The sequence below is a fragment of the Variovorax sp. KBS0712 genome, from assembly GCF_006323185.2.
GTDB lineage: Bacteria > Pseudomonadota > Gammaproteobacteria > Burkholderiales > Burkholderiaceae_C > Variovorax > Variovorax boronicumulans.
This window is the reverse complement of record NZ_VCCD02000001.1, coordinates 2520998-2535596: the sequence shown is the minus strand read 5'-3', so window position 1 is coordinate 2535596 and position 14599 is coordinate 2520998. Positions and strand designations below refer to the sequence as shown.

Annotated in this window: 14 protein-coding genes and 1 pseudogene; 7 read left to right on the top strand and 8 right to left on the bottom strand. The window is 67.9% G+C overall.

The genetic code is table 11. The features are described from left to right. Positions 1–16: 16 nt before the first annotated feature. Positions 17–2638, top strand: coding sequence for an ATP-dependent chaperone ClpB (gene clpB, locus FFI97_RS11710; protein WP_139706121.1), 2622 nt, complete (start codon positions 17–19; stop codon positions 2636–2638). A gap of 9 nt (positions 2639–2647) precedes the next feature. After that, positions 2648–2977, top strand: coding sequence for a hypothetical protein (locus FFI97_RS11705; RefSeq protein ID WP_223301262.1), 330 nt, complete (start codon positions 2648–2650; stop codon positions 2975–2977). Positions 2978–2993: 16 nt separating this feature from the next. On the opposite strand, the gene FFI97_RS11700 is transcribed toward FFI97_RS11705, so the two are convergent. The 6 genes from FFI97_RS11700 to FFI97_RS11675 are packed head-to-tail and all read right to left on the bottom strand — an operon-like array spanning position 2994 to position 9630. After that, entirely contained in the window at positions 2994–4811 is a 1818-nt protein-coding gene (locus tag FFI97_RS11700) for an AMP-dependent synthetase/ligase (RefSeq protein WP_139706148.1), read from the bottom strand. An 11-nt stretch (positions 4812–4822) separates the two neighbouring features. Continuing rightward, positions 4823–5656 carry an ABC transporter ATP-binding protein gene (locus FFI97_RS11695; RefSeq protein ID WP_139706119.1) on the bottom strand — a complete coding sequence of 278 codons (834 nt, stop codon included), beginning with the start codon at positions 5654–5656 and terminating at the stop codon, positions 4823–4825. A gap of 8 nt (positions 5657–5664) precedes the next feature. Beyond that, positions 5665–6849 carry an ABC transporter substrate-binding protein gene (locus tag FFI97_RS11690; protein WP_139706117.1) on the bottom strand — a complete coding sequence of 395 codons (1185 nt, stop codon included), beginning with the start codon at positions 6847–6849 and terminating at the stop codon, positions 5665–5667. A 23-nt stretch (positions 6850–6872) separates the two neighbouring features. Beyond that, the gene (locus tag FFI97_RS11685; protein WP_139706115.1) at positions 6873–7910 is read right to left on the bottom strand and encodes a branched-chain amino acid ABC transporter permease; all 1038 of its coding nucleotides are present in this window, start codon (positions 7908–7910) and stop codon (positions 6873–6875) included. Between the two features lie 2 nt (positions 7911–7912). Next, complete coding sequence (locus FFI97_RS11680; protein WP_062472963.1) at positions 7913–8791, bottom strand: branched-chain amino acid ABC transporter permease; 879 nt, start codon at positions 8789–8791, stop codon at positions 7913–7915. After that, positions 8791–9630, bottom strand: a complete 840-nt coding sequence (locus FFI97_RS11675; RefSeq protein ID WP_139140279.1) for an ABC transporter ATP-binding protein — start codon at positions 9628–9630, stop codon at positions 8791–8793. Before FFI97_RS11675 ends, FFI97_RS11680 begins: the two co-directional genes overlap by 1 nt. Before the next feature lie 168 nt (positions 9631–9798). On the opposite strand from FFI97_RS11675, the gene FFI97_RS11670 reads away from it, so the two are divergent. The 4 genes and pseudogenes from FFI97_RS11670 to arfB all read left to right on the top strand — a co-directional run bounded on the left by FFI97_RS11670 (position 9799) and on the right by arfB (position 12895). Continuing rightward, the gene (locus FFI97_RS11670) at positions 9799–10455 is read left to right on the top strand and encodes a TetR/AcrR family transcriptional regulator (protein WP_260684972.1); all 657 of its coding nucleotides are present in this window, start codon (positions 9799–9801) and stop codon (positions 10453–10455) included. Beyond that, positions 10452–11150, top strand: a pseudogene (locus FFI97_RS11665) (enoyl-CoA hydratase/isomerase family protein); the annotation flags it as partial. The gene FFI97_RS11670 and the pseudogene FFI97_RS11665, both read left to right, overlap by 4 nt. Before the next feature lie 136 nt (positions 11151–11286). Further along, positions 11287–12471: an acetyl-CoA C-acyltransferase family protein gene (locus tag FFI97_RS11660; protein WP_056583174.1), complete on the top strand. Its 1185-nt coding sequence runs from the start codon at positions 11287–11289 to the stop codon at positions 12469–12471. Positions 12472–12487: 16 nt separating this feature from the next. Next, positions 12488–12895 carry an alternative ribosome rescue aminoacyl-tRNA hydrolase ArfB gene (gene arfB / locus FFI97_RS11655; RefSeq protein WP_062472954.1) on the top strand — a complete coding sequence of 136 codons (408 nt, stop codon included), beginning with the start codon at positions 12488–12490 and terminating at the stop codon, positions 12893–12895. Here arfB and FFI97_RS11650 read toward each other — a convergent pair. Continuing rightward, complete coding sequence (locus FFI97_RS11650) at positions 12864–13391, bottom strand: hypothetical protein (protein WP_070059738.1); 528 nt, start codon at positions 13389–13391, stop codon at positions 12864–12866. The genes arfB and FFI97_RS11650 overlap by 32 nt on opposite strands. 136 nt (positions 13392–13527) lie before the next feature. On the opposite strand from FFI97_RS11650, the gene FFI97_RS11645 reads away from it, so the two are divergent. Further along, a complete protein-coding gene (locus FFI97_RS11645) occupies positions 13528–14109 on the top strand; it encodes a DUF3299 domain-containing protein (protein WP_139706795.1) in 582 nt (193 codons plus the stop codon). On the opposite strand, the gene FFI97_RS11640 is transcribed toward FFI97_RS11645, so the two are convergent. Further along, positions 14093–14599, bottom strand: coding sequence for a GNAT family N-acetyltransferase (locus tag FFI97_RS11640; RefSeq protein WP_139706797.1), 507 nt, complete (start codon positions 14597–14599; stop codon positions 14093–14095). The genes FFI97_RS11645 and FFI97_RS11640 overlap by 17 nt on opposite strands.

The following is a 14599-nucleotide window of genomic DNA, read 5'->3' as shown; positions in this document are numbered from 1 at the left end:
ATGCAGGAATACCACCATGCGACAAGACAAACTCACCACCAAATTTCAGGAAGCACTGAGCGACGCCCAGTCGCTCGCCCTTGGCAGCGACAACGCCTACATCGAACCGGCCCACCTGCTGGTCGCGATGCTGCGCCAGGACGACGGCCCGCGCGCCCTGCTGGAGCGTGCCGGCGTCAACGTGCCCGGGCTGCTGCAGGCCGCCGAAGGCGCCATCAAGAAACTGCCCCAGGTGCAGGGCCACGACATCGTGCAGGTCGGCCCCGAGCTGGGCAAGCTGCTGCAGGCGACCGAGAAGGAAGCCATCAAGCGCAATGACCAGTTCATTGCGGGCGAACTCTTTCTGCTCGCCGTGGCCGACAGCAAGGCCGACATCGGCAAGATCGCCAAGGACAACGGCCTGAGCCGCAAGTCGCTCGAGGCCGCCATCGAGGCCGTGCGCGGCGGGCAGGGCGTGAACAGCGCCGACGCCGAAGGCCAGCGCGAAGCCCTCAAGAAATACTGCCTGGACCTCACCGAGCGCGCCCGCCTGGGCAAGCTCGACCCGGTCATCGGCCGCGACGAGGAAATCCGCCGCGCCATCCAGGTGCTGCAACGCCGCACCAAGAACAACCCCGTGCTCATCGGCGAACCCGGCGTGGGCAAGACCGCCATCGTCGAAGGTCTGGCCCAGCGCATCGTCGCGGGCGAGGTGCCCGAGTCGCTCAAGGGCAAACGCGTGCTGTCGCTCGACATGGCCGCGCTGCTGGCCGGTGCCAAGTTCCGCGGCGAGTTCGAAGAGCGCCTGAAGACCGTGCTCAACGAACTCGCGAAGGACGAAGGCCAGACCATCGTCTTCATCGACGAGCTGCACACCATGGTCGGCGCCGGCAAGGCCGAGGGCGCGATGGACGCAGGCAACATGCTCAAGCCCGCGCTCGCGCGCGGCGAGCTGCACTGCGTGGGCGCCACCACGCTGGACGAATACCGCAAGTACATCGAGAAAGACGCTGCGCTGGAGCGCCGCTTCCAGAAGATCATCGTGGGCGAGCCCAGCGTCGAGGCCACCATCGCCATCCTGCGCGGCTTGCAGGAGAAGTACGAAGTGCACCACGGCGTGCAGATCACCGACCCGGCCATCGTGGCCGCGGCCGAGCTGTCTGACCGCTACATCACCGACCGCTTCCTGCCCGACAAGGCCATCGACCTGATCGACGAGGCCGCGGCCAAGATCAAGATCGAGATGGACTCCAAGCCCGAGGTCATGGACCGCCTCGACCGCCGCCTGATCCAGCTGCAGATCGAGCGCGAAGCCGTGCGCCGCGAAAAGGACGAAGCCTCGCAGAAGCGCTTCGGCCTCATCGAGGACGAGATCACCAAGCTGCAAAAGGAAATCGCCGACTACGACGAGATCTGGCAGGCCGAGAAGGCCCAGGCCCAGGGCAGCGCGCACGTGCGCGAAGACATCGACAAGATCAAGTTCCAGATCGAGGAGTGGAAGCGCAAGGGCGACTTCAACAAGGTCGCCGAGCTGCAATACGGCCAGCTGCCGGCGCTCGAAAAGCGCCTGAAGGAAGCCGAAGAGAGCGAGGCGAGCAAGGGCAAGTCCAGTGCGCCCACGCTGCTGCGCACGCAGGTCGGCTCGGAAGAAATCGCCGAGGTCGTGGCGCGCGCCACCGGCATCCCGGTCGCCAAGCTCATGCAAGGCGAGCGCGACAAGCTGCTCGTCATGGAAGACAAGCTGCACGAGCGCGTGGTCGGCCAGGACGAGGCCATCGGTGCGGTCGCCAATGCGATCCGCCGCTCGCGCTCGGGCCTGAGCGATCCGAACCGTCCCACGGGCTCGTTCCTGTTCCTCGGCCCCACGGGCGTGGGCAAGACCGAGCTGTGCAAGGCGCTCGCGGGCTTCCTGTTCGACAGCGAAGACCACCTGATCCGCATCGACATGAGCGAGTTCATGGAGAAGCATTCGGTCGCCCGCCTCATCGGCGCGCCGCCGGGCTACGTGGGCTACGAAGAGGGCGGCTACCTCACGGAAGCCGTGCGCCGCAAGCCCTACAGCGTGGTGCTGCTCGACGAGGTCGAGAAGGCCCACCCCGACGTGTTCAACGTGCTGCTGCAGGTGCTCGACGACGGCCGCCTCACGGACGGCCAGGGCCGCACCGTGGACTTCAAGAACACCGTCATCGTGATGACCAGCAACATCGGCTCGCCGATCATCCAGTCGATGGTGGGCCAGCCGAGCGAAGAGATCAAAGAGGCGGTGTGGGACGAGCTGAAGAACTACTTCCGCCCCGAGTTCCTGAACCGCATCGACGAGACGGTGGTGTTCCACGCGCTCGACGCGAAGAACATCGAATCGATCGCCGCGATCCAGCTCAAGGTGCTGCAGGCGCGCCTGGCAAAGATGGACCTGGGCCTGCAGGTGTCGCCCGCGGCGCTGGCCGAAATCGCCAAGGTCGGCTTCGACCCGGTGTTCGGTGCGCGGCCGTTGAAGCGTGCGATCCAGCAGCGCATCGAGAACCCGCTCTCGAAGCTGCTGCTGGACGGCAGCTTCGGGCCGAAGGACACGATCGAGGTCGAAACCGACCCGATCCAGTCGCCGGGCCAGTTCTCGTTCCGAAAGGGCGGGGAACCAACGGCGGCTGCATCGGCCTAAAGTCGGATGATGAACTTCATTCTTCGCGTCATTCTTCTGCTCCTGGGGCTGGTCTTCGCGGCCAGCCTGGCCGTGGCGGCCCTGCTGCTGGCGGCGGTGTGGGGTGTGCGCTACGCCTGGGGGCGCCTCACGGGCAAGCCCGTGACGCCCTGGGTCATGCGTTTCAACCCGCGCTCGGGTTTCGATCGATTTCGCCATGCGGCACAACAGCCGGCCGAGCCGACGGCGGCCGACGTGGTCAGCGCCCGTGCGCGCGGCGAATCGGTGCGCAGCCCGGTCGTGCTGGGCCCGGCCGACGACGTGACCGACGTGCGGGCCCGTCCCGTGCGCGGCGACTGAGCCTTTTTCTTCCCGATCAGGCGCTGTACAGCGCCTCGATCTCGTTGGCGTAGGCCTTGTAGATGCTGGAGCGCCGCACCTTCATGGTGGCGGTGACTTCACCGTCGTCATGGTCCAACTCTTTGGTGAGCAGATGAAAACGTCTGATCTGCGACACCTGCGCCAGCTTCCCATTGCCGCGCGCCACTTCGGCCTCGATCAGCGCGCGCACCTTGGGTTCTTCCACCAGCGAGCGGAAATGCGTGAAGGGCAGGCGCTGCGCCTCGGCCCATTTGCCGACCGTCTCGTAGTCGATCTGCAGCAGCGCGCCGACGAACTTGCGGCCGTCCGCCACCACGATGCATTCCTTGATGAAGGGGCTGCCCTTCATGGTGTTCTCGATCTCCGAGGGCGTGAGGTTCTTGCCGCCGGCGGTGATCATGATGTCCTTCAGCCGGTCGACGATGCGCAGCTGCCCGCCGGCTTCCTCGCGCACCACGTCGCCCGTGTGCAGCCAGCCATCGCGGATCGATGAGGCCGTGGCCTCGGGGTTCTTGTAGTAGCCCTCGAACACCATGTCCCCGCGCACCAGCAACTCGCCGGCTTCACCCACGCGGTGCTCGGTGCCCAGCGTGGGCGGGCCGACGGTGCCGATGGTCACGGCGTCCGCGCGGTGGCCCGAGACCATGCCGGTCGATTCGGTGAGTCCGTACACCTCGACCAGCGGCACGCCCAGCGTGCGAAAGAAGCGCACCACGTCCGCCGGAATCGGCGCCGCGCCCGTGAGCGCGATGCGCGCGCGGCGCAGGCCGATGAAGTTCTGCAGCGCGCGCAGCACGGTCCAGTAGGCGAGGGCGAAGCGGCCGCGCTCGGCCAGCGTCCAGGCGCTGCGCGGCTTCTCGGCCAGCGGCGCGCAGGCCTCGATGGCCTTGCGGAACAGCGCGCGCTGCAGCCGACTGGTTTCCTGCATCTTGATGCTGATGCCCGCGTGCAGCTTTTCCCAGATGCGCGGCACGCCGAGGAACATGGTGGGCGCCACTTCGCGCAGGTCTTCCTGCACGGTGCGGATCGATTCGCCGAAGTTGACCTGCGAGCCCAGGTACAGCGGCACGAAGGCCGTGAGCATCTGCTCGGCCACGTGGCACAGCGGCAGGTACGACAGGTGCGTGGTGCTGCCGTCGAGCCCGAGCCGATCGACGATGCCGGGCACGACGCCGCGGATGTTGCGGTACGAAATCATCGCGCCCTTGGGCTTGCCGGTGGAGCCCGAGGTGTAGATCATCAAACCGATGTCGGCGAGCGTCTGGCGCTGCAGCGCGGCGTCGATGAGCGCGGTGCCATCGCGTGCCAACACCTCGGTGCCGGCCTGCTCGACCTCCGCAAAGGTCGCGATGCGCTCGCGCACCTCGGGCGGGTAGCTCGCGAGGCCCTTGGTCTCGATCACGACGATCTTGCGCAGGCGCGGCAGCTGGTCGAGGGCGTCGAGCACCTTGTCGGTCTGCTCCTGGTCTTCGCAGACGATCACCTCGATGTCCGCATGGCCGACCACGTAGGCGACCTCGTTGCTCGGGCTGGTGGGGTACACGCCCACGGTCACGGCGCCGATGAGCCCCGCGCCCATCTGCGCGAGCAGCCACTCGACGCGGTTCTCCGAGATCACGCCCAGGTGCCCGCCGGGCGCGAGGCCCATCGCGTGCAGGCCCAGGCCGAAGCGGCTCGCGCGCTGCAGGTAGCCGGCCCAGTCCAGCGGATGCCAGATGCCGAAGTCCTTCTGCCGGATCGCGATGCGCTGCGGCTGCAGGCGTGCCTGCTCGCGCAGCATCTGCGGCAGCGTGAGCGAAGGGAGCGCGTTCATTGTCGGGGTCGTCATGACAGCCAGCGCTTGCGGCGCTTGTAGTGCTTCAGCTCGCGGAAGCTGCGCGATTCGCCGCTGCCGCCCACACCCAGGTAGAACTCGCGCACGTCGGGGTCGGCCGCGAGGCGCTCGGCGCTGCCGTCGATCACGACCTTGCCGCTTTCCATGATGTAGCCCGTGTGGGCAATGGCCAGTGCCACGCTGGCGTTCTGTTCCACCAGCAGCATCGAGGTGCCGCGCTCGGCGTTGATGCGCGCGATGATCGTGAAGATGTCCTCGACCAGCTTGGGCGACAGGCCCAGCGAGGGCTCGTCGAGCAGGATCAATTGAGGCTGCGCCACCAGCGCACGCCCGATGGCGAGCATCTGCTGCTCGCCACCCGAGAGGTAGCCCGCGAGGCCCTTGCGGCGTTCGTGCAGGCGAGGGAAGTAGGCATAGACGTCGTCGAAGTTGCGCGACGTGGGCGCGACGCCCGTGCGGCCGGTCAGCGCGTAGGTCGCGGCCACCAGGTTCTCTTCGACCGTGAGGTCCTCGAACACGCGGCGGCCTTCCATCACATGGCTCAGGCCGCGCCGCACCAGCTGCTGCGGCGCGAGCCGCTCGGTCGGTGCGCCGTCGAACACGATGCGACCGGCCTCGACCTCGCCGTCTTCCAGCGCGAGCAGGCCCGACACCGCCTTCAGCGTGGTCGACTTGCCCGCGCCGTTGCTGCCCAGCAGCGCCACGATCTGTCCGCGCGGCACGGCCAGCGACAGGCCGCGCAAGACTTGCACGACCTTGTTGTAGACCACCTCGATGTTGTTGACCTCGAGCACGAGGTCGGGCGGTGCCGCGCGCGCGTCCATGGTGTCGGTCAGTTCAGTGCGATCCAGTCCGACGCCGGCACCATCTTCTGCGCCTTCATGTCGGCCTTGTAGACGCGGCCCACGGGAATCGAATTGCCCTTGATGGTGATCGGCGTGCCGATGATCCCGCCGGTGTCGAAGTCCTTGATGGTGTTGAGCGCGGCCTTCAGGTTCTTGCCGTCCAGCGGCTTGCCGGCGTCGAGCGTGCGCTTGGCGGCTTCGGTGAACAGCATCGCCGTGAGGAAGCCCTGCGTGTAGGCCGTGCTCTGGTACTCGGGGCGCAGCGCGCGGATCTTGTCGAGCATCGGCGCCTTGGCCGAGGTGTCGTAGTAGTAGCGGTAGGGCATGACGCCCATGAAGCCGTCGCCGCCTTCGCCCATCTTCATGACGGTGGAGCTGTCCATGGTCCAGAAGGTACCCATCCACTTGCTGGTCATGCCCATCTGCTTGCCCTGCTGCACGAACTCGGGAATGGGCGCCAGGATGTAGCCGTGGAAGATCGTGTAGTCGGGCGCGGCGCGGCGCAGCTTGATGACCTCGGTCGACACGTCGACGCTGCCCGCGGGCGTCATGAGCTTCACGGGCACGCTCAGGCCCAGCTTCTTGGCAGCGGCTTCGCTGGCCTCGATGGGGTCGCGGCCGAACTCGGAGTCGGAGTACACGAAGGCCACCTTCGCGCCCGGCTTTTCCTTGGCGATGTGGCGTAGCAGGATGCCGATCTGCTCGGTGTAGTCGGGGCCCACGAGGAACTGGTTCGGGTACTTGGCCGGGTCGTTGAGCTCGGTGGCGAACGAGGCGCCCGCCATCAGGATCTGGCCGCCGCGGTCCAGCTCGGGGTTGATGGTCTTGGAGAAACCGGTGGAGTCGCCGTAGTAGAGGTTGACCTTGTTCTGGCTCGTGATCTTCTTGAAGGCCGCCACCGACACGTCGACCTTGTAGCCCGTGTCTTCCGGCACGTAGCGCAGCTTGCGGCCCTTGATGCCGCCCGCGTCGTTGACCATCTTCACGTAGTCGGCAATGCCGGCGTTGATGCCCACGCCCGCGAAGGCGAACACGCCGGTCATGGGGATCGAGCCGCCGATGACGATGTCTTCGGTGCCTTGCGCGTTCGCGAACGGCACGGCGGCCGCGAGACCCGCGGCGATCAGCAGGGCACGGCGGTGGGGGGAAAGCTTCTTCGGTGTCTTGGGCATGCTTGTCTCCTGTTGGAATGGGCTCAGTTGCGGAACGGCCATAGATGGAAAAAGCGGCGTATGCGCCGCCACACTTCTGCGAGCCCGTGCGGCTCGAACACCAGAAATCCGACGATCAGCAGGCCGAAGACGACGGTGCGCACCGGCGAGAGGAACACGGTCATCTCGACGCCGCCCGGCAGCAGGTCGACCACCAGCTTGAGCAGCTCGGGCACCATGGTCATGAACACGGCGCCGAAGATGCCGCCCAGGATCGTGCCCATGCCGCCGACGATGATGGCGGCCAGGAAGAAGATCGACATCAAGAGCGGAAAGCTCTCGGGCGTGACCACGCGGAAGAAGTAGGCCCACAGGCCACCGGCCACACCTGCGTAGAACGACGACAGCCCGAACGACAGCAGCTTGTAGCGCAAGAGCGGAATGCCCAGCACCTCGGCCGAGATGTCGCGGTCGCGGATGGCGATGAAGGCACGCCCCACGCGCGTGCGGAACAGGTTGGCCGCGCCGAGCACCATGAGCACCATCACCGGCACGATCACCCAGTACAGCCGGAACGAGGTGTCCAGCGGCAGGCCGAAGAGCTGCGCGGGCGGCAGCGAGATGCCGGTGGTGCCGCCCGTGAGCTTGAGGTTGGCGAACAGGAAGTGCGTGATGAACGACGCGGCGATGGTCGCGATGGCCAGGTACAGGCCCTTCACGCGCAGCGACGGGATGCCGACGACCAGCCCGCCGAGCATGGCGACCACGCCGCCCGCGAGGATGTTCAGCAGGAAGGGCGTGCCCAGCCGCGTCTGCATGATCGCGACGGTGTAGGCGCCCAGCCCCATGAACGCGGCCTGCCCGAGGCTCACGAGGCCCGTGTAGCCCGTGAGGATGTTCAGGCCCGTGGCGCTCGCGACGTTGATGGCGACGAGACACGCGAGGTACAGCCAGTAGTCGCTGGCCATGAAGGGGAACAGCACGAGCAGCGCCGCGCCGATCGCGAGCCACACCTTCTGCGTGCGCGAATCGAACAGCGCCGCGTCGGCGGTGTAGCTTTGCTTGAGGGTGCCGATGCGCATGGCTAGAGCCTCTCGATCTCGTGCGTGCCGAAGAGCCCGTACGGCCGCACCATCAGCACGAACACCAGCACGATGAAGGTGGCGAGCAGCTTGTACTCGCCGCCCAGGTAGGAGCCGGCCAGTGCTTCGATCAGGCCGATGAGCACGCCGCCCACCAGCGCGCCCAGCACGCTGTCGAGCCCGCCGACGATCACCACCACCAGCACCGACAGCCCGAACACGCCCATCGACGACGAGATGCCGCCGATGGCGCCGACGATGATGCCGGCCACCGCCGCGATCATGGCCGAGGCCACCCAGGCCAGCGAGAACACGCGCGGCACGTGGATGCCCATCGAGTACGCAGCGGCCTGGTCCGAGGCCGTGGCCCGCAGCGCCACGCCGCCACGCCAGAAGCGGAACAGCAGCAGCACCAGCCCGATCAGTACCACCGCGATCAGCGCGCCATAGGCGATCTTGGGCGCCAGGAAGGCCTCGCCGATCATCACGGGCGTGTTGGGCAAAAACTCGGGCAGGCGGCGCTGGTCGGCGGTCCAGATGATCTCGACCAGCCCGACGAGGATCGACGCCAGCCCCACCGTCACCATGAACACCGAGATCGGCGGCTCGCCCAGCAGCGGGCGGATCATGGTGCGCTCGATCACCGCGCCCAGCAGGCCGGTGCCGATCACCGAGCCCAGCACCGCCATCCAGATCGGCAGCGAGAAGCTCGCGGCGAAGGTGAAGAACAGGTAGGCGCCGACCATCAGCATCTCGCCGATGGCGATGTTGACCACGCGCGTCGCCTTGTAGACCAGCACGAAGGCCAGCGCCGCCAGCGCATACAGGCCGCCGCCGGCGATGCCGGTGAGCGCGATCTCGAAGAGGTAGGCCCAATCCATCAGGCGGCTCCCACGGCAGCTTCGCCGCGCAGCCGGCGACGCAACTCGCCCACGTCGCCCGCGCCGAGGTAGGCGCGGATCACTTCCGGGTCGGCCTGCACCTGCGCCGGCGTGCCTTGCGCAATCACCTGGCCGAAGTTGAGCACCACCACGTGGTCCGACAGGTCCATCACCATGCCCATGTCGTGCTCCACCATCAGCACCGTGATGCCCCACTCGCGCCGCACGTCGAGGATGAAGCGCGCCATGTCTTCGGTTTCTTCGCGGTTCATGCCAGCCACGGGTTCGTCGAGCATCAGCACCTTGGGCTGCATGGCCAGCGCACGCGCCATTTCCACTCGCTTCTGCAGGCCGTAGGGCAGGGCGGCGACGGAGGCGTGGCGGATGTGGTCGATCTCGAGGAAATCGATGATGCGTTCTTCGACGTCGCGGCGCAGCTCGGCCTCTTCGCGGCGCGCGCGGCCCAGGTAGAAGAGGGCGTCGAACACGTTGGTCTTCAGGTGGGTATGGCGGCCGAGCTTGATGTTGTCGAGCACGGTCATGCCGCGGAACAGCGCGATGTTCTGGAAGCTGCGCGCCAGCCCGAGCGCGGCGCGCTTGGGGGCGGGCAGGCGGGTGATGTCGGCGCCCTCGAACAGCACGCGGCCCTGCGAGGGCTTGTAGAAGCCCGAGATGGTGTTGAACAGCGAGGTCTTGCCCGCGCCGTTGGGCCCGATCACCGCGGTGATGGAGCCGGGCGCGACGCTGAAGCCGACGTTGGTCAAGGCCTTCACCCCGCCGAATGCCAGCGTCAACGCCTCGGCCTGCAGCACCGGGGCCGTGGCGGAAGGTGCGGACATGGGGGTATCCCGTCGAGTCTCGTCAGGCATGGCTAAGGGGCGCGCCGCAAGGTCAGGGTTTGTGTCCAGCAGCGAAATGCTACTGGCCCGTAAAATTCCTACTGGCCGGTAATGTCCGTGTTCGCCGCAGTTCGCGGCATCGGGACTTTCCCCGCCCGCACAAACCCCATGCCCCGTTCCACCGCCGTTCCTGCTTCAGCCTCCCCGTGGGCGCCTGCCGACCGCCGTGCGCAGCAGCGCGAGGTCAAGCGCATGGCCGTGTTGCGCACGGCCGCCCAGCTCTTCAACGAGCGCGGCTTCCACGCGACCTCGCTCGACGACATTGCCGAGCGGCTCAACGTGAGCAAGCCCACGCTGTACTACTACATCGAGAACAAGGACCAGATCCTGCTCGAGTGCGTGAAGATGGCGCTGGACCTCATGCAGACCGGCATCGGCGAGGTGCGCGCCGCAGGCGGCAGCGCCATCGACCAGCTCAAGGCCTGCATGCGCATCTACTCGGGCGTGGTCACGCAGGACTTCGGCATGTGCGTGATCCGCATCGGCGAAGACCCGCTGCCCGATCCGCTCAAGAAGGAACTGCGCCGCCTCAAAGCCGGCATCGACGGGCATTTCCGCCGCCTGATCGAAGAGGGCGTGGCCGAGGGCGCGCTCGCGCCCTGCGACCCGAAGATGGCGGCCTTCATGCTGGCCGGCGCCCTGAGCTGGATCGGCCGCTGGTACCGCCCCGACGGCGACCTCACGCCCGACCAGATCGCCGACCAGGGCATCGAACTGCTGCTCAACGGCGTGCTGCAGCGCGCCCCTACCCGAGTGAACCCATGACTTCAGAGACTTCTTCTTCGCCCCTGCTGGTGGGCCGCGAAGGCGCGGTGGCCACGCTGCGCTTCAACCGGCCGGCCGCGCTCAACGCCATCGACGTGCCGATGGCCACCGCCTTCCTCGCCGCCGCGCGCACCCTGGCTGCCGACAAGAGCGTGCGTGCCGTGCTGCTGAGCGGTGCGGGCAAGGGCTTCATGGCCGGCGGCGACCTCGGCGTGCTGAGCGCCGACCCGAAGCAGGGCGCGGCCGACCTCATCGGCCCGCTGCACGAGGCGCTGACCGTGCTCGACGCCATGGACGCGCCGCTGGTCGCGCAGGTGCACGGCGTGGCGGCCGGTGCGGGCCTGAGCCTGATGCTGCAGGCCGACTTCGTGCTCGCGGCCGAGGGCACGCGCTTCAACCTGGCCTACGTGAACGTCGGCACCAGCTGCGACGTCGGCGCCTCGTGGGCGCTGCCGCGCCTGGTCGGCATGCGCCGCGCGCTGGAGATCGCGATGCTCGGCGACACCTACGACACCGCCGCCGCCGAACGCCTGGGCCTCATCAACCGCGTGGTGCCCGCGGCCGAGCTCGAAGCCGAGGCCATGGCGCTCGCGCAGCGGCTGGCCAAGGGGCCGACCGTGGCGCTGGGCCACTTGCGCCGGCTGATGCGCGGCTCGCTCGACCGCGACCTCGCGAGCCAGCTCGACGCCGAGTCGGCCGCGTTCCAGTCCTGCGCGGCCACTGCCGATTTCCGCATCGGCCTCGATGCCTTTTTTCGGCAAGAAGCCCGCGGCCTTCACCGGCCGCTGAAGAATTCGCTGTTTTCGTTTTTCAATCCAGGAGATCCATCCCATGACTTCACGCGACATCTTCGTGGTCGGCACCGCCCGCACCGCCATCGGCACCTTCGGCGGCGCGCTCAAGGACGTGCCCAACACGCAACTGGCCACCACCGCCGTCAAGGCCGCCATCGAGCGCAGCGGCGTGGCCGCCGACGCCATCGGCCATGTGGTCATGGGCAACGTGATTCCCACCGACGTGAAGGACGCGTACCTGAGCCGCGTGGCCGCCATCGATGCGGGCTGCCCCATCGAGACGCCGGCCTTCAACGTGAACCGCCTGTGCGGCTCGGGCCTGCAGGCCATCGTGTCGGCGGCGCAGGCCATTGCGCTGGGCGACTGCGACATCGCCATCGGCGGCGGCTCCGAATCGATGAGCCGCGGCCCGTACTTCGACACCTCGGCGCGCTATGGCGCACGCATGGGCGACGCGGTGCTGGTCGACTACATGCTGGGCATCCTGCACGACCCGTGGGAGAAGATCCACATGGGCATCACGGCCGAGAACGTGGCCGCGCGCTACGGCATCACGCGCGAGCAGATGGACGAGCTGGCCGTGACCAGCCAGCAGCGCGCCGCCGCCGCCATTGCCGCGGGCCGCTTCAAGGAGCAGATCGTTCCGGTCGAGGTGAAGACGCGCAAGGGCGTCGTGCTGTTCGACACCGACGAGCACGTGCGCGCCGACACCACCGTCGACACGCTGTCGAAGATGAAGCCTGCGTTCAAGAAGGACGGCCTCGTGACCGCCGGCAATGCCTCGGGCATCAACGACGGCGCCGCCGCCGTGGTGCTGGCCGAAGGCGGCCGCGTGAAGGCGCTGGGCCTGAAGCCGCTGGCTCGCCTTGTCGGCTACGCGCACGCAGGCGTCGAACCCGCGTACATGGGCATCGGCCCCGTGCCGGCCACGCGCAAGGTGCTGGAGCGCACGGGCCTGAAGGTCAGCGACTTCGACGTGATCGAGTCGAACGAAGCGTTTGCCGCGCAGGCTTGCGCGGTCATCAAGGAGCTGGGCTTCGACCCCGCCAAGGTGAACCCGAACGGCTCGGGCATTTCGCTCGGCCACCCGGTGGGCGCGACCGGCGCGATCATCACGACGAAGGCGATCGCCGAGCTGCACCGCACGGGCGGCCGCTATGCACTCGTCACGATGTGCATCGGCGGCGGACAAGGCATTGCCGCCGTCTTCGAGCGCGTTTGAGGGCACACTCGCGGGCATGCTCCGCCCCCCACTCCTGATCGACCCCGACGAGGTCGAGATCAGCGCCATCCGCGCGCAGGGGGCGGGCGGGCAGAACGTCAACAAGGTGTCGAGCGCGGTGCACCTGCGCTACGACATCCATGCCAGCTCGCTGCCGGCCGATGTAAAGGAGCGGCTGCTCGCCCTGCGCGACAGCCGCATCACGCAGGAAGGCGTGTTCGTGCTCAAGGCGCAGCAGCACCGCACACAGGAGATGAACCGTGCCGACGCACTCGCGCGGCTGCAGGCGGTGATCGACAGCGTGGCCACGCCGCCGCGCGTGCGGCGCGCCACCAAGCCCACCTACGGTTCGAAGCAGCGCCGGCTCGAAGGCAAGAGCCAGCGCTCGCAGATCAAGAGCCTGCGCGGGCGGGTGCAGGACTGACGGGCTTGTCGCCGCGCAGCCGCTTGATCTGCAGCGTCACGCCGACCACGTACAGCGCGCCGAGCACCGCGGTGATCGCCTTCAGTTCGGGCGCCTCGGCGTTCGGCAGCAGCGGCGCGCCCAGCGGAAAGCGCGTCAGCGTTTCGGTGAACGCCGGAATCCAGTGGAAGAGAAAGCTCGCCGAATAGGCGACCGCCTCGATGTAGCGCGATTTCGGCCCGAGCCGCCCATACCCCGCCAGCGCACCGACGGCCAGCGCCACCAAAGTGATGATGCCCAGCGCATGCGGCTTGCCGAAACCGCCGTGCTGGAAGATGCCGAAGCCCGTGAGGCAGGTCAGCACCGTGGTCCAGACGAAGACCTGGCCCAGGCCGGTGCGCAGGGTGATTTCCTTGTAGCGCAGCAGGGCCCAGATGCCTGCGAACACGGCGATCAGGCTGATCGCGGTGTGAACCGTGCCGAGTGACGTCAATCCAAGCCATCCTGTGGGTGCCATGCGGATCTCCTCGTGGTCGTGGTGCGGCATTCTGGCGCGGCGCCCGCCTTTTTGCCATGTGTGCCCATTCGTTTCAGGGCAGGTCTTCTGGCCCGCCCCGAGCGCTGTGTCACCTTCGGCAAGCACAATCGGGGCCATGAGTGTTTTTGTTCGTCGCACGGGAATGGTGCTGCTGATGGCGGTCGCGGGCAGCCTGCTGTCCGCCTGCAGCCCGGACGCGGCCCAGGGGCAGGGCGCGGCCAGCGCGCCGGCCGCGCAGGAGATGGCCTGGGACGCGCTGGTGCCCAAGGAGTGGGACCCGACCCAGCGCTACCGCAACATCAGCCTCGAAGCGCTGCGCGACAACGACCCGCGCGCGATCCAGATGCTCGATGAGATGCGCGCCGTCTGGGACAACGCGCCGGTCAACGTCGCGCTCGACGGCAAGCCCGCCAGGCTCTCGGGTTTCGTCGTGCCGCTCGATGCCACGCAAGACGGCATCCGCGAGTTTTTGCTGGTGCCGTATTTCGGCGCCTGCATCCACACCCCGCCACCGCCCGCCAACCAGATCGTCCACGTGATCGCGCCCGCGCCCGTGAAGGGGCTGCACGCGATGGACACGGTGCGCGTGAGCGGCACGCTGAAGGCGGCGCGCTACGCATCGGCCGACATGGGGGTGAGCGGCTACGAGATCGCGTCGGCGGCGGTGGAGCGGGTGGCGGTCACGCAGGGACCGTGAAGGCCGCCAGCTCCCCCAGGGCCGGCTGCAGCAGCCGGTAGCTCAGCCGCTCGGCCACCCGGAACGCGCCGAGCCCTTCGTAGAACGCAATGCCCCGCGCATTCGTCGCCTTCACGGGCCAGTCGATGCGGTGGCACCCCTGCGCGACGGCGCGCGCGGCCACCCAGGCCATGAGGGCGCGACCCGCCCCGGCGCTGCGGTGGCCCGACTTCACGTAGAGCTCCTTGAGCTGGCAGTGCCTGCGTTGCTCCGGCGCGAAGTCGACCAGCGAGAAGACCCAGGTGATCGCGGCCAGCCCGACCACGGTGTGCGCGTCTGTCGATGCCACCACGAGCTGGTGCGGCGAACCGGGCGCGAGGAGATTGCCCAGCAGGTGTTCGCGCACCAGCTCGCGCGGCACGCGCGCGCCTTCGTTGTAGAAGCCGTGCAGTTCGGTCAGCAGCTCGATGAGCGAATCGTGTTGGGCTTCGGACACCAGGTCGACGTGCAT